Source organism: Streptomyces lateritius (genome assembly GCF_014649715.1).
Taxonomy (GTDB): Bacteria; Actinomycetota; Actinomycetes; order Streptomycetales; family Streptomycetaceae; genus Streptomyces; species Streptomyces lateritius.
The window spans coordinates 141,578-160,361 of the sequence record NZ_BMTO01000006.1 but is presented as its reverse complement, the minus strand read 5'-3'; the positions used below and the strand labels follow the sequence as shown (position 1 = coordinate 160,361).

Sequence of the window (18,784 nt, the reverse complement as noted above, 5' to 3'; positions counted from 1 at the left end):
ACCTGTGAGCAGCATGAAGTACGAGTCCACGGATCGTCCGATCGGGCTCACCGCCCCGAGCGGCATCGACCGCGCGGCCCACCACCGTCTCGACGAGGCGTGGCTGGCGGCGGCCTGGAGCCACCCCACGACCCGCGTCTTCGTCGTCTCCGGCGGCCAGGTTCTGATCGACGAGCCCGCAGACAGCGCTGACGGCCGCACCGAACTGGTCATGACCCCGGCCTTCGAGGCGCCGGTCACCGAGACGCACCGCTACTTCCTGGGCACGGACGCCGAAGGCGTCTCCTACTTCGCCCTCCAGAAGGACTCGCTGCCCGGACGGATGGACCAGTCGGCCCGCGCGGCGGGGCTGCGCGAGGCCGGGCTGCTGCTGTCACCCCGGGACGCGGGCCTCATGGTGCACGCCGTCGCCCTGGAGAACTGGCAGCGCCTGCACCGCTTCTGTTCCCGGTGCGGCGAGCGCACGGTCATCGCGGCCGCCGGCCACATCCGCCGCTGCCAGGCCTGCGGCGCGGAGCACTACCCGCGCACCGACCCCGCCGTGATCATGCTGGTCACGGACGAGGAGGACCGGGCCCTGCTCGGCCGCCAGGTCCACTGGCCGGAGGGCCGCTTCTCGACCCTCGCGGGCTTCGTCGAGCCGGGCGAGTCGATCGAGCAGTCGGTGGTGCGCGAGGTCTTCGAGGAGGCCGGTGTCACGGTCGGCGAGGTCGAGTACGTCGCCAGCCAGCCGTGGCCCTTCCCGTCCAGCCTGATGCTGGGCTTCTTCGCCCGCGCCACCTCCTCGGAGATCACCGTGGACGGCGAGGAGATCCAGGAGGCCCGCTGGTTCTCGCGCGAGGACCTGAAGGCCGCCTTCGAGTCGGGCGAGGTCCTGCCGCCGTACGGCATCTCGATCGCGTCCCGCCTGATAGAGCTCTGGTACGGCAAGCCGCTGCCGAAGCCGGGCGACGTCCTCTGACCCGGGCCCATGGCCGAAAAACCCCCGTCCGGCACCGCCGGGCGGGGACTTTCTCGTGCCGGGGACTTCTCGTGCGGCTCAGAGGCGGGCGAGATTGCGCTTGAGGTAGCGGCTGAGCGGCCGCTCGACGACGCGATGCACGCCGTACGACAGCACCAGCATTCCGACGAGCACCGAGGTGACCAGCGGCCACGGGGAGACGTGCGGCGAGAAGAGGGTGAAGAGTTCCCAGCCGATGACCTGGTGCAGCAGGTACAGCGGGTAGGTCAGCGCCCCCGCGATCGGCAGCCACTTCCACTGGATGCCGGAGAGCCTTCCGGTGGCGGCCAGCGTCATCACCCCGAAGAAGGCGGCGAGCAGGACCGTCACGGGCCAGGCCGGCCGGTCGCCGAGGAAGTCGAGCTGCTTCCACTCGTCGATGGTGGGCGCGAGCGAGGCGCAGTAGCAGAATCCGACGATGCCGAAGAGCATCAGGTTCGGGCGGAACCGGTACATGAGGTAGAACGCCATGCCCGCGATGAAGAACCAGCTGTACTCGGGGATCAGGAGCAGGCGCAGGAGGCCGTCCCCGGACGCCGCGACCAGGGGAGTGGCCGCACCCCAGACGCAGCAGAACAGCAGGACCCTGCGGTACGTCAGCCCCCACCAGGCGAGCAGCGAGAAGAGCAGGTAGAAGCGGAGCTCGGTGAAGAGCGTCCAGTAGACGGTGTCGACGTGCCTCACGTCGAGCGGCTGCTGGAGCATCGTCAGGTTGGTGAGGACGTCGTTCCAGGGCAGGTGGCGACGGCCGCCGGGTATCACGGTCACGGTGACGGTGGTGGCGATGACAGCGAACCAGTACGCGGGGTAGAGGCGCACCACGCGCGATACGAAGAAGTCCTTCACCGGCCGGCCCCAGGCGCTCATACAGATGACGAAGCCACTGATGAGGAAGAAGAGCTGTACGCCGAGGTAGCCGTAGGAGGCTATTCGGAAGGTCTCGGGAAAGAGCTGCTGCACCTGCGTCGGCCAGCCTCCGCCGCGTGCCAGGTAGTGATACACCACCACCATGAGGGCGGCGCCGAGGCGCAGGGCGTCGAGTGCGTGGAGCCGCTTGGGCCTCGTGCGGCCGACGGGAGTCGGTATGAGGCTCGGCGCGAGGACGGTCTCACGAGGTGCCTCGGTGACCGTGCGTATCTGGTTGAGCAATCGGGGACCCCCGCCTGGATGTGCAGCCGCTTTCACCTCGGCAGGTGGGGCCGGGACGCCACCATAGGGGGGCTTCCGGGAGCCGCACAAAGAGAGAGCCGCCTGTTGTGACGCTCGTCATGGGCGCCGGCGGGCCGCGCCGTGCCCGCGCGGACGGGGGCCCGTCGGTCCGTGTGAACAGGGCCTGTGCAGATCGGGCCGCATGTCCGTCCGGACGAGCTCGTGGAGAGGGCCCCGTCGGCCGGTTCTCGCCGGTCGCGGGGCCCTGCTCGATCTCCTCGCGGTCTTCTTGCCGCCTCCGTGCGATCTCCTCACGATCTCCGTGAGAACGCGATCAGACGCCGAGCGCCTGCTTCACCTGCGCGAGGCTGGGGTTCGTCATGACGACCTCGTCAGCGCCGGGGGTGGGGAGGATGCGGACCGTCGGAACTGTCTGGTTCCCGCCGTTGGCCTTCTCCACGTACGCGGCCGACTCCGGGTCCTGCTCGATGTTGATCTCCGTGTACGCGATGCCCTCGCGGTCCATCTGGCTCTTCAGCCGACGGCAGTAGCCGCACCACGTGGTGCTGTACATCGTCACAGTGCCCTGCATGGCCAGGCGCTCCTCTGTTCGCGGGTAAGTGCCGAGGGAAGAACGTACGCGCCCGCCCCGCCATTCCCGCATTCGTACGACCGGCGCCTCCGCCCTGTGGACAACCCGCCGCACACGCCCCTCGGAACCTGGCAGCATGGCGGGGTGACAGCAGCAACGCACTCCCCTCTCTTCCCGCAGGTCCCCGAGTCGGCCGACGCGGTGCTCGACGGGCTCGACCCCGAGCAGCGCGAGGTCGCTCTCGCCCTGCACGGCCCGGTGTGCGTGCTGGCGGGAGCCGGTACGGGCAAGACGCGGGCCATCACCCACCGCATCGCCTACGGCGTGCGGGCGGGCATACTCCAGCCCGGCAGTGTGCTGGCCGTCACGTTCACCAACCGGGCCGCCGGCGAGATGCGGGGCCGTCTCCGGGAGCTCGGCGCGGGCGGCGTCCAGGCCCGCACCTTCCACTCCGCCGCGCTGCGCCAGCTCCAGTACTTCTGGCCGAAAGTCGTCGGTGGTGATCTTCCCCGGCTCCTGGAGCGCAAGATCCAGCTCGTCGCCGAGTCCGCCGCCCGCTGCCGTGTCCGCCTCGACCGCAACGAGCTGCGCGACGTCACCGGCGAGATCGAGTGGGCCAAGGTCACCCAGACCGTCCCCGGCGACTATCCGGCGGCCGTCGCCAAGTCGGTCCGTGACGCTCCCCGCGACCCGGCCGAGATCGGCCAGATCTACGCCATGTACGAGCAGCTGAAGCGCGACCGGTCGGTGATCGACTTCGAGGACGTGCTGTTGCTCACGGTCGGCATCCTCCAGGACCGACACGACATCGCCGACCAGATCCGCCGGCAGTACCAGCACTTCGTCGTGGACGAGTACCAGGACGTCTCCCCGCTCCAGCAGCGGCTTCTCGACCTGTGGCTCGGCGACCGCGACAACCTCTGTGTCGTCGGCGACGCCAGCCAGACCATCTACTCCTTCACCGGCGCCACCCCCGACCACCTGCTGAACTTCCGCACCCGGCACCCGAACGCCACGGTCGTGAAGCTCGTCCGCGACTACCGCTCCACCCCCCAGGTGGTCCACCTCGCCAACGGACTCCTCAGCCAGGCGCGCGGCCGGGCCGCCGAGCACCGCCTGGAGCTGATCTCCCAGCGCGACCCCGGCCCCGAGCCCGCCTACACGGAGTACGCCGACGAGCCCGCCGAGGCCGAGGGCACCGCCCGGCGGATCCGCGACCTGATCGCCGCCGGTGTCCCGGCCGGCGAGATCGCGGTCCTCTACCGGATCAACGCCCAGTCCGAGGTCTACGAACAGGCCCTCGCCGACGCCGGAGTGCCCTACCAGCTGCGCGGCGCCGAGCGCTTCTTCGAACGCCAGGAGGTGCGGGAAGCGGGCATCGCCCTGCGCGGCGCCGCCCGCGCCGGTGGGAACGACGCGCTGCTCGACGACACCGAGGACCTGCCCTCCCAGGTCCGCGCCGTGCTCTCCACCAAGGGCTGGACGACCGAGCCGCCCGCAGGCTCCGGTGCCGTCCGCGACCGCTGGGAATCCCTGGCCGCCCTCGTCCGCCTCGCGGAGGACTTCGCCCGCGCCCGGTCCGGCGCCACCCTCTCCGACCTGGTCGCCGAGCTCGACGAGCGGGCCGCCGCCCAGCACGCCCCGACCGTCCAGGGCGTCACGCTCGCCTCGCTGCACGCGGCCAAGGGCCTGGAGTGGGACGCCGTCTTCCTGGTCGGCCTCACCGAGGGCATGATGCCGATCACCTACGCCAAGACCGACGAGCAGGTCGAGGAGGAGCGCCGGCTCCTGTACGTCGGAGTCACCCGCGCCCGGCTCCACCTCTCGCTCTCCTGGGCGCTCTCCCGCTCCCCGGGCGGCCGCGCCTCCCGGCGCCCCACCCGCTTCCTCAAGGGGCTGCGGCCCGGATCCGGTGCGCTCGGCGCGGCCGGAGCGGGCGGCGGCGGCTCCGTCGAGCGAGGCAGCGGCGGTCGGCGCAAGCGCCGTGGGCCGGTGCTCTGCCGGGTCTGCGGGGCCACCCTCACCGAGGCCGGCGAGATGAAGCTCATGCGGTGCGAGGACTGCCCCTCGGACATGGACGAGGCGCTGTACGAGCGGCTGCGCGAGTGGCGCTCGGACCAGGCCAAGCAGCTCGGACAGCCCGCGTACTGCGTGTTCACCGACAAGACGCTGATGGCCATCGCCGAGTGCGTGCCCTCCACCGACGGGGAGCTCGCCGCCATCTCCGGGGTCGGCGCCCGCAAGCTCGACCGGTTCGGCGCCGACGTCCTGGCCCTCTGCGCGGGTGAAGAGCCAGGTGAGGAGCGTGCGGAAGACGACGGGGAGGACTGATCGAAACTCGTCGGAAAAATAGTTTGCGCACGCCCCGTCAAGCCCCATAGGTTCTTAACCACGGAAACAGCGGCTTCTTCGAAGCCCTGTCTTCGTGCTGTACTTATCCGAATACACGAGGGCCCGGTTCACCCCGAGCCCCCCGAGACGCCGAGAGGAGGCGAATCCAGTGATCAGCTACATCAACAACAACGTCAGCTTCGTCAGCACCGACAAAATGACCGATCGCTCGGTCGCCTCCGCCTGCTCGCTCGGCCTCTCCGGTTCGGCGTTCATCGGCAGCGGTCTTCCTGGCACCGGTGTGTCCGGCCTCGGCATCGCCGGCGTCGGCGCCCTGCGGCCGGCCGCCGTTCCGGCGGGTCTTCCCGTCATGGAGCGCAATGAGCGACCGACCAAGGCACTGGAAGCAGGAGTAGCAGCAGTCAAGGCCGCCCAGGCCTACGGCTTTGCGGCGACCGGTGCCGGCTTTACGAAGCAGACGACGCAGCACCACACGATGTGGGCCTTCCGTGGGCTCGAACCCTGGAGTGATCCAGCCTGATCCTCGATCAGGCCGGCGCCTTCAGGGCCGCGGAACCCCACCCGGGATCCGCGGCCCTTCTGTTTGTCCTCGAACGGGGATGACGGAGCGAAGGGGCCTCGGGACCAGCAGAACCCGGTACCAGCCGAAACCCCGGTCAACAGGCCGGAACGACCAGACGAGGAAAACCCACCGTGCAACTCGAAGCGCACGCCCCGTCCGTACCGCCTTCCGAAACGCTCCCCCCGCCCGGCCTCACGGAGGACTCCACCTTGACCCCCCTCACCGCGCTCACCGCGCTCGACGACGCCATCGAGAACCTCGGTGTACCCGTCCCCTGCCGCTCGTTCGACCCGGAGGTCTTCTTCGCCGAGTCCCCGGCGGACGTCGAGTACGCCAAGTCCCTCTGCCGCACCTGCCCGCTGATGGAGGCCTGCCTCGCCGGCGCGAAGGAGCGGCGTGAGCCGTGGGGCGTCTGGGGCGGAGAGCTGTTCGTCCAGGGTGTCGTCGTCGCCCGGAAGCGGCCGCGTGGTCGCCCGCGCAAGAACCCGGTCGCGGCATGAACGTCACCGGAACCATCGACCGACCCCTCACGCACGATCCCCAGAAGCAGGCCCCGATGACCTCTTCCACCAGCGAGCCCTGCGGCTCCGCGACCCCAGACGTTTCCACCACCGGCGCGAACGCCTCGCGTCAGAACAGGACCCGAGAGATGCAACTCATCCCAGAAGCCATGGCTCGTGCTCATATGCGCGACCGCCTGCGGGAAGCCGACGCGGAACGCCAGGCCGTGCGCCTGGTCGCCGCCCGGCGGATGCAGCGTCGAGCCGAGCGCGTCTCGCTGCGCGCCCGGCGCGCACTGGCCATGGCCGTGATGCACTGACCCGAAGAACCACGCGGGAGCCGGTCCGTCAGGACCGGCCCCCGCGGTGCGTTGCTGCGCGGCCGGTGCCCTCTCGCACTATCGTCGGCAGGGTGAACGACGCCCGGAACCCCGAGGAGGTCATCGTGTGCGCCGGCTGCGGCAAGACCGCGGAGGAGCCCCCGGTGACCTGGAGCTGCTCCGTGGAGAACGGCGCCCGCCGCTACCTCTGCGACACCTGTGCCCGTGACCACATCCGTTCCATCGAGGGCCGCCTCGACTCCGCCTGGTGGTGACCCGGGGCCCCGGCTCACTCCGCCGCGACGAAGCCGGGCAGCCACTCCTCCAGTTCGTCGCGCAGCCGCACCGTCGCGTCCAACTGGCAGAGCACACCGATCGTGCTCAACGTCACGCGGTGTATCAGCAGGTACGAGGGCGGCAGGTTGAGCTTCTTGCCCAGCTGGTGCGCGGGGGAGCGCGGGTCGGCGATGCGGGCGGCCTGGTTCCTCAGCCAGCCCCTGCTGAAGCCGAAGGCGTCCACCTCGGCCGGCTCGATGATCGGCAGCAGGTACGCGAGCACCTCCTCCGGGTCGAGGTCGATGGACTCCTTGACGAACCCCTCCTCCCGCAGCAGCGCGTAGACCGTCTCGGCGTCGCCCTCCAGGGTCAGCCGCAGAGAGGTGCCGATCGTCTTCGGCAGCCCACCCGGCAGCCGGTCCACCGTGCCGAAGTCCAGCACCCCCAGACGCCAGCTCTCCGGCCCCTCCTCCTCGTCGGCGCCCGGCAGCAGCCGGAAGTTCCCCGGATGCGCGTCCGCGTGCAGCAGGCCCGTCCGGGCCGGGCCGGAGAAGAGGAAACGGGCGAGGAGCTGACCGGCCCGGTCCCGCTGCTCCTCGGTGCCGTCCGCGATCACCTCCGACAGCGGGATCCCGTCGATCCACTCCGTCACCAGCACCTGCTCCGACTGGTGCACCACCCCCGGCACCACCACGTCCGGGTCGTCCGCGAACTCCTCCGCGTGCTCCCGCTGCGCCTGCGCCTCCAGGCCGTAGTCCAGCTCCTCGGACACCCGGTCGCGCAACTCCTTGATGAGCGGCTTGACGTCCATCCCCGGGATCAGCGGCCCGAGCAGCCGGGCGAAGCGGCTCAACTGCGCCAGGTCCGACAGGAGCGCCTCACCCGCCCCCGGATACTGGACCTTCACGGCGACCTCCCGGCCGTCGTGCCACACCGCCCGGTGCACCTGGCCGATGGACGCCGCCGCCGAGGGCTTCTCCTCGAACTCCAGGAACAGCTCACGCCACTCGGCGCCGAGCCGCTCCTCCAGCACACCGTGCACCGTGCGCGTCGGCATCGGCGGCGCCGCCTCCTGGAGCTTGGTGAGCGCCGCCCGGTACGGACCCGCCACCTCCTCGGGAAGCGCCGACTCGAAGACGGACAGTGCCTGCCCGAACTTCATCGCCCCGCCCTTGAGCTCGCCCAGGACCTTGAACAGCTGTTCCGCCGTGCGCTGTTGCAGTTCCCGTGCGACCAACTCGGCGGACCTGCCGCCGATCCGTTTGCCCAGGCCCCACGTGGCCCGTCCCGCGAAGCCCAGTGGCAACGCGGCCAACTTGGCGGTCCGGGTGACCGCCTTCCGGGGAAGATCAGACATGCGCCCCTCCAATTCCCAGACCGCCGTGCCGCACAGGGCGGTTACCCCGCCATTGTGTCCTGCGGGCTTCTCGCCCCCGAGGCGCGCTCCCCTTCTCCGTGACGTATCGGCTCGCGCGCCGCGCCACAGGGGCACGCGGGGTGGGGGCTGAGCCGCTCCTCGCGCCACTCGAGCAGCGGCAGCGCCGCCTCCCAGCGGGCCCCTGTGCTGGCGGGCAGCTCCCCGTCCAGAAAGGCCAGCGCGTGGGCCGCCGCGAGCCCCGCCACCGCCGTCGCGAGACCAAGGTCACAGGCCGGCAGCGGCTCCGGCGCACCCGAGCGCCACTGGGCCAGCATTCGCGGCCAGACCGGCTCCCGGTCCGTCCGCTCCTCCTGGGCGCAGCGCGCGCAGGCCGTCCCGCCCGGCAGCACCAGCGGCCCGACCACCCCCGTGGCCTCCAGCACACCGGCGTAGAGATGGGGCGTGCCGGTGGCGATCCAGGGCTCGGCCGTCACGGGATCGGGGGCGTAGGCGGCGAATCCGTCCCGGGGTGTCACCACGACGAGTGAGAGGGCGGGCTCGCCCCCGCAGTCACCCGGGACGGGACGGGGCGCCCGCGGGGCGCGGCCACCGGGCGCCGAGCGCCCCACGAGCCGCCGGGCGGCCACCGCCCGGCGTTCGCCCACCGCCTCGGGCGGGAGTCCACCCGGTGACGTCTCCCAGGGCAGCACCGTGCCGGAGTCCAGCACCTCCACCCGGCCCACCCCCGAGGCCGAGAGCAGTGCCGCGACCGCCGCGCCGATCCTGCCCGCGCCCCGGACCTGGACGCGCGCGGCCCGCCGGGCGGCCAGGCGTCCTGTCGCCCCGTCCGGTTCGGGATGGACCACGGAGAGTGAGGCCAGGTCGGCGCGGAGCGGATCGAGCGCGCGGTCCGCCGGCCGGGGCGCGCCGGCTCTGCCGGGCCGGCCGGCCGTCCCGTCCGCGACGAGTCCGGCCGATGACAGCCGCTCGATCAGCGCCTCCAGTTGCCCCTCGGGCAGTCCGAGGGCCCGGGCCTCGGCCCGGAGCAGTTCCATGCCGCGGGTGCCGTCGAGCAACCCGAGCAGGCTGCCGGTGGTGGTGTCGAGCGGTCCGACCACGACCGCGTGCGCGGAAGTGGCTCCGAACTGCACCGACTGAAGATTTCGCCAGGCGCGTCGCAGCGTCGGTTTCAGCATCGGATGCATCTGCGTTCCCCCGTGATCTCGGCCGATGATCTTCTTGGCTCTCGGCCGTTCCCCGTCGGGCCGCCGGTCGAGCCGTTCTCAGATTGCCCGGGTGTCGGGACGGTTGCGAAAAGTTGTCCACAAGGGCGGGTATTAATCATTCAAATGGTGCGGGGGGTGGCGGGATCGCGGCCGAACCGTCCCGGAGGCGGGACTTCCCCCGCTGACAGCGGGTAACGTCGAGGCCGTGCCCGCCGACCCTCAGCACAGCGTGACAAGCAAACCGCCCCGCGGCTCCGGGACGAGTGCGGTCGAGGTCCGCAGAAGCTCCCGGCGGAGGAGAACGGTCTCCGCCTACCGTGAGGGCGACCGGACGATCGTGCTCATCCCGGCCCGGATGTCCGAGGCGGAGGAGCAGCGCTGGGTGACGGTCATGCTGGACAAGCTCGCCGCCCAGGAGAGCAAGCGCGTCCTCGGCGACAGCGCGCTGACCGAGCGGGCCCAGCGGTTGTCGGAGCAGTATTTCGGCGGCCGTGCGCGACCGGCGTCCGTGCGCTGGGTGACCAACCAGAACACCCGCTGGGGTTCGTGCACCCCGTCCGAGGGCAGCATCCGTCTCTCGCACCGGCTCCAGGGCATGCCCGAGTACGTCGTCGACTACGTCCTCGTCCACGAGCTGGCCCATCTCCTGGTGCCGGGTCACGGCCCCCGGTTCTGGCGGCTCCTCGAGGCGTACCCGAGGACCGAGCGGGCGCGCGGATATCTCGAGGGCGTGGTGGCCGCGGACCGTCTGCCACACCTGCCGGCCGCCCGCGAGGAGTGACCGCGTCAATCTTGTACCGAATACGTACCGGCTTGCCTCAATGTCGGATCCAGCCGTTAGCCTGACGCGACGCATTCGTATTTCGGGATGGGGGACGGTCGTTACGCATGGCCAGGGAATTCCAACGCGGCCACAAGGCCAAGATCAGTGATCTGACACCGGGGACCGATCTGTACGTCGGCGTGCAGATCGCCGCACCCGGACTGACCTTCGACATCAGCTGCTTCGGCCTCGACGCGAACGAGCAGCTCTCGGACGACCGGTACTTCATCTTCTTCAACCAGCCGAAGTCGCCGGAGGAGTCCATCCAGCTCCTCGGCGCGCAGTCGGGTGACACGGAATCCTTCCGCGTCACGCTGGACCGCGTCCCGGCGAACATCCACAAGCTGTCGTTCACCGCGACCATCGACGGTGCCGGCCAGATGTCGCAGATCGGTCCCGGCTACATCCGGATCGTGGCGGGCGGCGAGGAGGTCGTCCGGTACGCCTTCACGGGCTCGGAGTTCTCCACGGAGCGCGCCGTCATGCTCGGCGACTTCTACCTCAAGGACGTCTGGCGGTTCGCCGCCGTCGGCCAGGGCTTCGACGGCGGCCTCGACGCGCTGCTGAGGAACTTCGGCGGCGAGGTAGCCGAGGAACAGCCCGCCGCGCAGCAGCCCCAGGGCGCCGCCCCGGGCTTCGCCCCGCCCGCCTTCGGCGCGCCGGCGGCACCGCCCGCGCCGCAGGTTCCGCAGCCGGCCCCGGGGTTCGGGGCACCGGCACCGGCTCCGGCGCCGCAGGCCCCGGTCCAGCCGGTGCACGCGGCCCCCGCGATGGCCGCGCCCATGGCCCCGCCCGCCCCGGCCCCCGGCCCGTACGGCCAGCCGCAGCCGCCCCAGCAGCCGCAGTTCGGCCAGGTCCCGGCCCAGGTCCCCGGTCAGGTTCCGCCGCCGGGCACCCCCGCGCCGTACGGACAGCCGGCCCCCGGCGGGTACGGACAGCCCGCCCCCGGCGGGTACGGACAGCCGTTCGGCCAGCAGCCCCCCGGCATGCCGGGGCAGCCGGGCGTCCCGCAGGGCGTCCCGGCCGCCGGCGCCGGACTCGCCGCTGCGCTCCAGCCGTACAAGGAGACCGCCACCGGCGCCCGTTGGACACCGCAGAACCAGCAGCTCATGCGGGTCGACCTCGCCATGGGCGGCGTGCCCGTCCTCGCCCGCCAGGGCAGCATGGTCATGTACCAGGGCAAGGTCGAGTTCAGCCACAAGGGAGCCGGTTTCGCCGGCCGGATCGTCGGCAACGCCACCGGCCAGGAGATGCAGCTCATGCGCTGTACCGGCCGCGGCCAGGTCTTCCTCGCCGAGGAGGGCGCCCACCTCCACCCGATCGAGCTCCAGGGCGACGGCATCTGCGTCTCCGCCGAGAACGTGCTCGCCTTCGACGAGTCCCTGCAGTACGAGGTGCGCCGGATCGAGGGCCACGGCATCCCCGGCGGCGCCCTGTTCACCATGCAGTTCCAGGGCACCGGCACCGTCGTCGTCAAGACGCACGGCACCCCGGTCGTCCTGCCCGTCACGCCGACCACCTTCGCCGACTGCAACGCGGTCGTCGCCTGGTCGTCCGCGTCCCAGGTGATCCTCTCCAGCCAGGTCCGGCTGCGCCGCAACGCGTACCCCGGACACAGCGGCGAGACCGTGAACCTCCAGTTCCGGGGCGCCCCCGGCAACTTCATCGTCGTCCAGCCCTACGAGGTCTGAGGGAGCCCGAAGAATGAACCAGCAACTCGCGGGCTTCGCCCCGACCCCGATGGCGGCCCGGATGGAGAACCACGGCCGCTCCATGCTGAAGGTCGCCATGGCCTCCGGCCAGGACCTGTACGCCCGCACCGGCTCGATGGTCGCCTACGAGGGCTTCGTCACCTACGAGCCCAACCCGCCCGCCGCCCGCCAGGTGGCCCAGCAGTGGATCACCGGCGAGGGCGCGCCCATCATGAAGTGCTCCGGCGACGGCCTGCTCTACCTCGCCGACTACGGCGCGGACGTCGTCGTGATCAACCTTCAGAACGACTCGCTCTCGGTCAACGGCACCAACCTGCTCGCCTTCGACGCCCACCTCCAGTGGGGCGTGGAGAAGGTCAAGGGCCTCGCCAAGTTCGCCGGACAGGGCCTGTTCAACGTCGAGATCGCCGGAACCGGCTGGGTCGCCCTGACCTCGCGCGGGACCCCGATCGTCGTCGACTGCGGCCGCGGCGAGGACGAGACGTACGTCGACCCCGACGCGCTCGTCGCCTGGTCGCCGGCGCTCAAGGTCAAGGGCAAGCGCAGCTTCAAGGCCTCCTCCCTGATCGGGCGGGGCAGCGGCGAGGCGTTCCAGATGGCCTTCTCCGGCCAGGGCATCGTCGTCGTACAGCCGAGCGAGGACAGCACCGACCGCCTGCGGATCCGGGGCTGAGGGGGAGCGAGAACACACCATGCAGAGCCCGCTTTTCAACTACGCCGAGCAGCAGAGCCAGGAACGGTACGTCATCCAGAACCCGCAGCTGCTGCGGGTCGCCCTCACCGGCCAGGACGACATCCTCGCCCGCAAGGGCGCCATGGTGGCCTACCAGGGGCTCGTCGACTTCGACGGCGAGTACCAGACGCCCAGTCAGCGCCGGGCCCAGGCCCGCACCGGTGAGGGCCTGGACCTCATGCGCTGCTCCGGCCAGGGCACGGTCTACTTCGCCAACCTCGCCCAGTACGTCCACGTCGTGGACGTCGACCAGGAGGGCATGACCGTGGACAGCGCCTACGTCCTGGCGCTGGACTCGACCCTGCACACCGAAGTCATCGCCGTGGACAGCCAGTACGGCGTCTCCGGCTCCGGCAAGTACCAGCTCAACATCTCCGGCCGCGGCAAGGTCGCCCTCATGACCTCCGGTCAGCCGCTGATGATGCACGTGACGCCGGACAAGTACGTCAACGTCGACGCGGACGCCATCGTCGCCTGGTCCACCGGGCTGCGGGTGCAGATGCAGACCCAGACGACGAACTCCAACGTCCGCCGTCGCCGCGGCACCACGGGCGAGGGCTGGGAGCTGAGCTTCCTCGGACAGGGCTTCGCCCTGGTCCAGCCGAGCGAGGTCATGCCGCCGCAGAACGCGGCCATCGGCCAGGGCGTCGCCGCCCAGTTCGGCGCCGGCCAGCACGGCTCGCACGCCCAGAACCAGAACAACGCCTGGAACTGAGCCCGGTCACGGGTAAGGGGCGGTCGCCACGGCGACCGCCCCTTACAGGTGCCGCGCTACAGCCGGGCCAAGGTGTTCTCCAGCAGCCGGACCACCGACGCGTCGGCCACGCCCGCCACCTCGTCGTACGCGTACCAGCGCAGATCCAGCGACTCGTCGCTGATCTCCTCCACCGAACCGGCCGGGGCCAGCGCCGCGTACTGCACGTCCAGGTGCCAGTGACAGGGCGCCGGAATGGCATGGCGGTCGAGGCGCACCGGACCGCCGGGCAGCAGCGTCAGACCGGTGATCCCGGACTCCTCCGTCGCCTCACGCAGGGCCGCCGCCGCCACCGTCGCGTCACCGGGCTCGCAGTGGCCGCCCATCTGCAGCCACATGCCGAGCTTCCTGTGCAGCGTCAGGAGGACCCGCCCGCGCTCCGGATCGACGACCAGCGCGCTTGCCGTCAGATGCCCGGCGTCGCACGCCTTCCACATGCCGTCCTCATGCGAGGCCAGATGATCCAGATAGGTCTGACGCAACTCGCCCTGGCCGTCGTGCCCGCTGTCGTACGCCTTCAGGACCAGAACCGCGTCCTCGTGCAGACTCACTTGTCGCTGTCGTCCTCGTCGTCCGCGGAGCGGTCCTGCTTGCCCGCCGCCTCGCCCAGCATCTTGTCCAGCTCGGAGAAGTCGAGCTGTTCACGGTGGACGAAGCCGTCCGGGTCGTCCAGGTCGGACGCCGTCGGCAGCATGTCCGGGTGCTCCCACAGGTCGTCACGGCCGTCGACACCGCGCGCGTCCGTGAGCGAGGCCCACAGTCGCGAGGCGTCCCGCAGCCGGCGCGGGCGCAGCTCGAGGCCGATCAGCGTCGCGAAGGTCTGCTCGGCCGGGCCACCGCTCGCCCGACGCCGGCGCAGCGTCTCACGCAGCGCGTCTGCCGAGGTCAGCCGGGACTTCGCGGCCTCGTGGACCACCGCGTCCACCCAGCCCTCGACCAGCGCGAGCGCCGTCTCCAGGCGGGCCAGGGCGGCCTTCTGCTCCGGCGTGTCCTCGGGCTGGAACATGCCCTGCTGCAGAGCCTCCTGAAGCTGCTCCGGGTGCGTCGGGTCCAGCTGGCCGACCGCGTCCTCCAGCTTGGAGGTGTCGACCTTGATCCCGCGGGCGTAACCCTCGACCGCGCCGAACAGATGCGAGCGCAGCCACGGCACATGGGCGAAGAGCCGCTGGTGGGCGGCCTCGCGCAGCGCCAGGTACAGCCGCACCTCGTCCTTGGGGACGCCCAGGTCCTTGCCGAAGGTCTCGATGTTCAGCGGCAGCAGCGCCGCCTTGCCGGCAGGGCCGAGCGGCAGACCGACATCGGTCGAGCCGACGACCTCGCCCGCGAGCGCGCCGACCGCCTGGCCGATCTGCTGGCCGAACATGGCGCCGCCCATGGAGCGCATCATGCCGATCAGCGGGCCCGCCATGGCCTGCATCTCCTCGGGCAGCACATCTCCCATCGCCGCGCCGACCCGCTCGGCGACCGGGTCCACCAACTGCTGCCACGCCGGCAGCGTCGCCTCGACCCACTCCGCGCGGCTCCACGCCACCGCCGTGCTCGCCCCGGACGGCAGGGAGGTCACCCCGTCCAGCCACAGATCGGCCAGGCGCACCGCCTCCTCGACCGAGGCCTTCTCGGCCGGGCCGACACTGGCGTCCTTGGTGCCGTCGGAGGTGCCCTGGGCGACCACCTGGCGGGCGATCTGCTTGGCCATGTCCCAGTTCACCGGACCGCCCTCGTACGAGAGCATCTGTCCGAGCTGCTGGAAGGCCGCGCCCAGGTCGTTCGGGTTCAGAGAGCCGAACATCGCCGCGAAGGGATTGTCCGCCCCGCCCGGACCGCCCATGCCGGGCAGACCGCCGAAACCGAAGGGATTGGCACCGAACGGGTTGCCGCCGCCCTGGTCACCGGACCCCTGGCCACCTCCGGCGGGGTCCTTCTTCTTGCCCTCGTCGCCGTTCTCCGGCTCCTCCGGCGGAAGGCCGAATCCGAATGGGGTGTCACTCACAGGTTTCCTCGGCTCGTAGGGCCGCCGGCCTCCTGCCGACGGCGACTGCCCGCTACACACCACCAGCGTAGACATCCGGGCCGGATATGGGCTCGGTGCTCCGCCGGGCCGTGGCCTGCGGCAGGATGGACGCCACCTGGTACGTACGTGTCATTCGTGTACGTACTGAAGACAACCGCTGGAGACGCCCGGTGAGTTCCCCAGATCCTCAGGTTCGCGCAGCGCGAAACATCTCAACCCGGTCCGCCGGCCGCGGGCCGGTGGTCGCGGTGACCGGCGCCGCTTCCGGGGTCGGCGACCTGCTGACCAGGCGCCTCGCGGCGTCCGACGAGATCAAACAGGTCGTCGCGATCGACGAGCGCCGGGGCGAGGTCTCCGAGGCGCAGTGGCACATCCTCGACGTCCGCGACCCCGCGATCGCCGAGAAGCTGCGCGGCGTGGACGTGGTCGTGCACCTCGCCGTCGACCTCGACCTCGAGTCGGACGCCGCCGCCCGAACGGCCTACAACGTGCGCGGCGCGCAGACCGTCCTCACCGCCGCCGCGGCGGCCGGGGTCCGCCGGGTGGTGCTCTGCACCTCCGCCATGGTCTACGGCGCCCTGCCCGACAACGACATCCCGCTCTCCGAGGACGCCGAGCTGCGCGCGACCGCCGAGGCCACCGGCGTCGGCGACATGCTGGAGATCGAGCGGCTCGGCCGCCGCGCGCCTCGCGCCCACCCGGGCCTGCAGGTCACCGTCGTCAGGCCCGCCGTCCTGGTCGGCGGTACGGACACGGCGCTGACCCGCTACTTCGAGTCCCCCAGGCTGCTCGTGGTCGCCGGATCCCGCCCCACCTGGCAGTTCTGCCACGTCGAGGACCTCGTCAGCGCCCTGGAGTACGCGGCCCTGGAGAAGGTCGAAGGCGAGTTCGCCGTCGGCTGCGACGGCTGGCTGGAGCAGGAGGAGGTCGAGGAACTCTCCGGGATCCGGCGCATGGAGCTGCCCTCCGCCGTGGCGCTCGGCGCGGCGGCCCGGCTGCACCGCATCGGGCTCACCCCGTCCCCGGCGGGCGACCTGGCGTACACCATGCACCCGCGGGTGGTCAGCGTCGGGCGGCTGCACGACGCGGGCTGGCGGCCCCGGTGGACCAACGAGGAAGTGCTCACGGCGCTCCTGGAGGAGGTCGAGGGCCGGCACACGGTCGCGGGCCGCCGACTCGGGCGCAAGGACGCCACGGCGGCGGGCGCGGCGGGCGCGACGGTCGCACTGCTCGGCACGGCGGCGCTGGTCAGGCGGGTACGGCGGCGGCGCGGGCTGTAGGACCCTCCTACGGAGGGACGGGTCCACCGGTCGAAAACGCTATTCCGCGATGTCCGTGCCGTGCGGCACCATGGCCCCATGGCACGAACCAACGACCACCCCGGTGAGCAGGCCGCCGCCGACCCGATCAAGCTTCTCGCGATCCGCGACACCCCGCTCTCGGTCGACGAGGTCTTCCGGGCGGTCGGCGACGACGCGGCCGGAGGGACCACCCTCTTCGTCGGCACCGTGCGCAACCACGACGGCGGAGCGGATGTCGACACGCTGGGGTACTCCTGCCATCCCTCCGCCGAGGCCGAGATGCGCCGGGTCGCCGAGAAGGTCGTCGCCGACCACCCGGTCCGCGCCCTGGCCGCCGTCCACCGGGTGGGCGATCTGGAGGTGGGCGACCTCGCGGTCGTTGTCGCGGTCTCCTGCCCTCATCGCGGTGAGGCCTTCGAGGCGTGCCGCAAACTGATCGACGACCTCAAGCACGAGGTCCCCATCTGGAAGCACCAGACCTTCTCCGACGGCACCGAGGAGTGGGTGGGGGCCTGCTGAGCCTCGGGCACGGGTGCGAGGATCCCCCGGACGGAGTCCGGCGGAGGGCCGGCGCCCGCTGAGGGTCGCCTTGCGCCTTCGGCAAGACACCACGCCGACCGGGTGTAGTCGAACGCCCGATTTGCGTAACCGCCCCCCCGGCAGCAGCGTTGTTGCTGCAGGTCGCTAATCTGCTGATCGGCCGGATCCCGGTCGGTTGCGGTCGCTCAGTGGGGATGGGAGGTCGGGATGGCAGCGCTGGCCTGGTTGCTGATTCCGCTTTTCGCAGTCGTCGGCGCGGCGATATGGGGAAGCTGGACCACGAGGAACAAGACCATCGGGGACGTCGCCGAACTCGCCGGCTACGCCCGGTTCCGGGACGCCATGGAGCGTTCCCATTCCGGTACCGAAGGTGCCGACCGCGAGATGACGTCGACGACCTCCCCGTCCTCCGTACGCAGTAGCCACGTCTCCGGCTGACCTCCGATCGCCGGCCGCCTCGTACGGCCCCGCCCCACGGGTGCACTCACAGACCGGTCCCGTACTGTCGTTCCATGCCACGCCGCACTGCGACGATGCTCGCCTCCACTCTGGTCCTGATCACTCTGCTCTGTGTGGGCGTCTTCGTACCGGTGCCGTACGCCGAGATGAGCCCCGGCCCCACCGTCAACACCCTCGGTGAGGTCAAGGGGGAGCCCGTCCTCCAGATCGCGGGTCGTCAGACGTACCCCACGGAGGGGCATCTCAACATGACGACGGTCCGCGTCACCAGCGCGGACTACCGGATGAACATGGTCGAGGCGGTCTACGGCTGGCTCGCCCACGACAACGTGGTCGTCCCCAAGGAGACCCTCTACCCGGACGGCAAGACCGAGGAGCAGTCGAGTCAGGAGAACGCCGAGGAGTTCTCCCAGTCCCAGGAGAGTGCCAAGGTCGCCGCCCTCGGCGAGCTGGGCATCCCGGTGACCACCCGGGTCGTCGTCGCCTCCGTCGTGAAGGACAGCCCCGCCCAGGGCACCCTCCACGCCGGGGACGTCGTGAAGGCCGTCGACGGCGTGCCCGTGAAGGAGCCAGGGGACGTCGCCAAGCAGGTGACCACGCACAAGCCGGGTGAGAAGGTCGTGTTCACGATCGTCCCCGCCAAGGAGGCGGCCGCGGCCGAGAAGGCCGGCAAGGAGCCCACCGCCACCCGCGAGGTCACGATCACCACCGCGAAGTCGCAGGAGGGCGACCGGGCGATCGTCGGCATCCAGGCCGGCACCGACCACGTCTTCCCGTTCACCATCGACATCAAGCTCGCCGACGTCGGCGGCCCCAGTGCGGGTCTGATGTTCGCGCTCGGCATCGTCGACAAGCTGACGCCCGGGTCCCTCACCGACGGCAAGTTCATCGCCGGGACGGGCACCATCGACGAGAAGGGCGAGGTGGGCCCGATCGGCGGTATCGAGATGAAGCTGGTCGGCGCCCGCGAGGCCGGTGCGCAGTACTTCCTCACCCCGGCCGACAACTGCGAGTCCGCCGCCTCCGACATCCCCGACGGCCTCACCCTCATCAAGGTGGACACCATCGACGACGCGACGAAGTCGCTGGAGAAGCTCCGCAGGGGCGACACGAAGAA

Annotated in this window: 20 protein-coding genes; 14 read left to right on the top strand and 6 right to left on the bottom strand. The window is 71.1% G+C overall.

The window, feature by feature from the left end:
• The first annotated feature begins 13 nt into the window (after nucleotides 1-13).
• Entirely contained in the window at nucleotides 14-961 is a 948-nt protein-coding gene (gene nudC, locus IE136_RS13925; RefSeq protein ID WP_189600593.1) for an NAD(+) diphosphatase, read from the top strand.
• Nucleotides 962-1,039: 78 nt separating this feature from the next.
• Here nudC and IE136_RS13920 read toward each other — a convergent pair whose 3' ends face one another.
• Together IE136_RS13920 and IE136_RS13915 are read right to left on the bottom strand one after the other, a co-directional pair.
• Nucleotides 1,040-2,149, bottom strand: coding sequence for an acyltransferase family protein (locus tag IE136_RS13920; RefSeq protein WP_229818831.1), 1,110 nt, complete (start codon nucleotides 2,147-2,149; stop codon nucleotides 1,040-1,042).
• Nucleotides 2,150-2,483: 334 nt separating this feature from the next.
• Nucleotides 2,484-2,741, bottom strand: coding sequence for a mycoredoxin (locus tag IE136_RS13915; protein WP_158990205.1), 258 nt, complete (start codon nucleotides 2,739-2,741; stop codon nucleotides 2,484-2,486).
• Between the two features lie 144 nt (nucleotides 2,742-2,885).
• On the opposite strand from IE136_RS13915, the gene IE136_RS13910 reads away from it, so the two are divergent.
• The 5 genes from IE136_RS13910 to IE136_RS13890 all read left to right on the top strand — a co-directional run bounded on the left by IE136_RS13910 (nucleotide 2,886) and on the right by IE136_RS13890 (nucleotide 6,750).
• On the top strand, nucleotides 2,886-5,072 hold the full coding sequence (locus IE136_RS13910; protein WP_189600479.1) for an ATP-dependent DNA helicase UvrD2: 2,187 nt from the start codon (nucleotides 2,886-2,888) through the stop codon (nucleotides 5,070-5,072).
• Nucleotides 5,073-5,289: 217 nt separating this feature from the next.
• Nucleotides 5,290-5,613, top strand: a complete 324-nt coding sequence (locus tag IE136_RS13905; RefSeq protein ID WP_189600591.1) for a hypothetical protein — start codon at nucleotides 5,290-5,292, stop codon at nucleotides 5,611-5,613.
• 173 nt (nucleotides 5,614-5,786) lie between these two features.
• Nucleotides 5,787-6,155, top strand: coding sequence for a WhiB family transcriptional regulator (locus IE136_RS13900; RefSeq protein ID WP_189600478.1), 369 nt, complete (start codon nucleotides 5,787-5,789; stop codon nucleotides 6,153-6,155).
• Nucleotides 6,152-6,475, top strand: coding sequence for a putative WhiB-interacting protein (locus IE136_RS13895; protein WP_158990211.1), 324 nt, complete (start codon nucleotides 6,152-6,154; stop codon nucleotides 6,473-6,475). Before IE136_RS13900 ends, IE136_RS13895 begins: the two co-directional genes overlap by 4 nt.
• 92 nt (nucleotides 6,476-6,567) lie before the next feature.
• Complete coding sequence (locus tag IE136_RS13890) at nucleotides 6,568-6,750, top strand: hypothetical protein (RefSeq protein ID WP_189600477.1); 183 nt, start codon at nucleotides 6,568-6,570, stop codon at nucleotides 6,748-6,750.
• Nucleotides 6,751-6,764: 14 nt separating this feature from the next.
• Here the strand turns inward: IE136_RS13890 and IE136_RS13885 are convergent, their stop codons facing one another.
• The gene (locus tag IE136_RS13885) at nucleotides 6,765-8,108 is read right to left on the bottom strand and encodes an ABC1 kinase family protein (protein WP_189600476.1); all 1,344 of its coding nucleotides are present in this window, start codon (nucleotides 8,106-8,108) and stop codon (nucleotides 6,765-6,767) included.
• A gap of 41 nt (nucleotides 8,109-8,149) precedes the next feature.
• Nucleotides 8,150-9,313 carry a TOMM precursor leader peptide-binding protein gene (locus tag IE136_RS13880; protein ID WP_189600475.1) on the bottom strand — a complete coding sequence of 388 codons (1,164 nt, stop codon included), beginning with the start codon at nucleotides 9,311-9,313 and terminating at the stop codon, nucleotides 8,150-8,152.
• A gap of 226 nt (nucleotides 9,314-9,539) precedes the next feature.
• Here IE136_RS13880 and IE136_RS13875 point away from each other — a divergent pair, with 226 nt between their 5' ends.
• The 4 genes from IE136_RS13875 to IE136_RS13860 all read left to right on the top strand — a co-directional run bounded on the left by IE136_RS13875 (nucleotide 9,540) and on the right by IE136_RS13860 (nucleotide 13,317).
• Complete coding sequence (locus IE136_RS13875) at nucleotides 9,540-10,115, top strand: M48 metallopeptidase family protein (RefSeq protein ID WP_158990218.1); 576 nt, start codon at nucleotides 9,540-9,542, stop codon at nucleotides 10,113-10,115.
• Nucleotides 10,116-10,222: 107 nt separating this feature from the next.
• Nucleotides 10,223-11,848: a TerD family protein gene (locus IE136_RS13870; protein ID WP_189600474.1), complete on the top strand. Its 1,626-nt coding sequence runs from the start codon at nucleotides 10,223-10,225 to the stop codon at nucleotides 11,846-11,848.
• 13 nt (nucleotides 11,849-11,861) lie between these two features.
• Entirely contained in the window at nucleotides 11,862-12,542 is a 681-nt protein-coding gene (locus IE136_RS13865; protein ID WP_158990222.1) for an AIM24 family protein, read from the top strand.
• A 19-nt stretch (nucleotides 12,543-12,561) separates the two neighbouring features.
• Complete coding sequence (locus IE136_RS13860; RefSeq protein ID WP_158990224.1) at nucleotides 12,562-13,317, top strand: AIM24 family protein; 756 nt, start codon at nucleotides 12,562-12,564, stop codon at nucleotides 13,315-13,317.
• Between the two features lie 56 nt (nucleotides 13,318-13,373).
• On the opposite strand, the gene IE136_RS13855 is transcribed toward IE136_RS13860, so the two are convergent.
• Both IE136_RS13855 and IE136_RS13850 read right to left on the bottom strand, forming a co-directional pair.
• Complete coding sequence (locus IE136_RS13855) at nucleotides 13,374-13,907, bottom strand: NUDIX hydrolase (RefSeq protein WP_158990226.1); 534 nt, start codon at nucleotides 13,905-13,907, stop codon at nucleotides 13,374-13,376.
• Nucleotides 13,904-15,346 (bottom strand): zinc-dependent metalloprotease, encoded by a 1,443-nt coding sequence (locus IE136_RS13850; protein ID WP_189600473.1) that lies wholly within the window; start codon nucleotides 15,344-15,346, stop codon nucleotides 13,904-13,906. The genes IE136_RS13855 and IE136_RS13850 overlap by 4 nt, the downstream gene beginning before the upstream one ends.
• Before the next feature lie 191 nt (nucleotides 15,347-15,537).
• Here IE136_RS13850 and IE136_RS13845 point away from each other — a divergent pair, with 191 nt between their 5' ends.
• From IE136_RS13845 to IE136_RS13830, 4 genes are all read left to right on the top strand, one after another.
• A complete protein-coding gene (locus tag IE136_RS13845; protein WP_189600472.1) occupies nucleotides 15,538-16,647 on the top strand; it encodes an SDR family oxidoreductase in 1,110 nt (369 codons plus the stop codon).
• Between the two features lie 78 nt (nucleotides 16,648-16,725).
• Entirely contained in the window at nucleotides 16,726-17,187 is a 462-nt protein-coding gene (locus IE136_RS13840) for a molybdenum cofactor biosynthesis protein MoaE (protein WP_158990232.1), read from the top strand.
• A 228-nt stretch (nucleotides 17,188-17,415) separates the two neighbouring features.
• Nucleotides 17,416-17,646 carry a hypothetical protein gene (locus IE136_RS13835; RefSeq protein ID WP_158990234.1) on the top strand — a complete coding sequence of 77 codons (231 nt, stop codon included), beginning with the start codon at nucleotides 17,416-17,418 and terminating at the stop codon, nucleotides 17,644-17,646.
• Between the two features lie 74 nt (nucleotides 17,647-17,720).
• Nucleotides 17,721-18,784 (top strand): YlbL family protein (locus IE136_RS13830; RefSeq protein WP_189600471.1); only part of this gene is annotated, 1,064 nt, incomplete at its 3' end.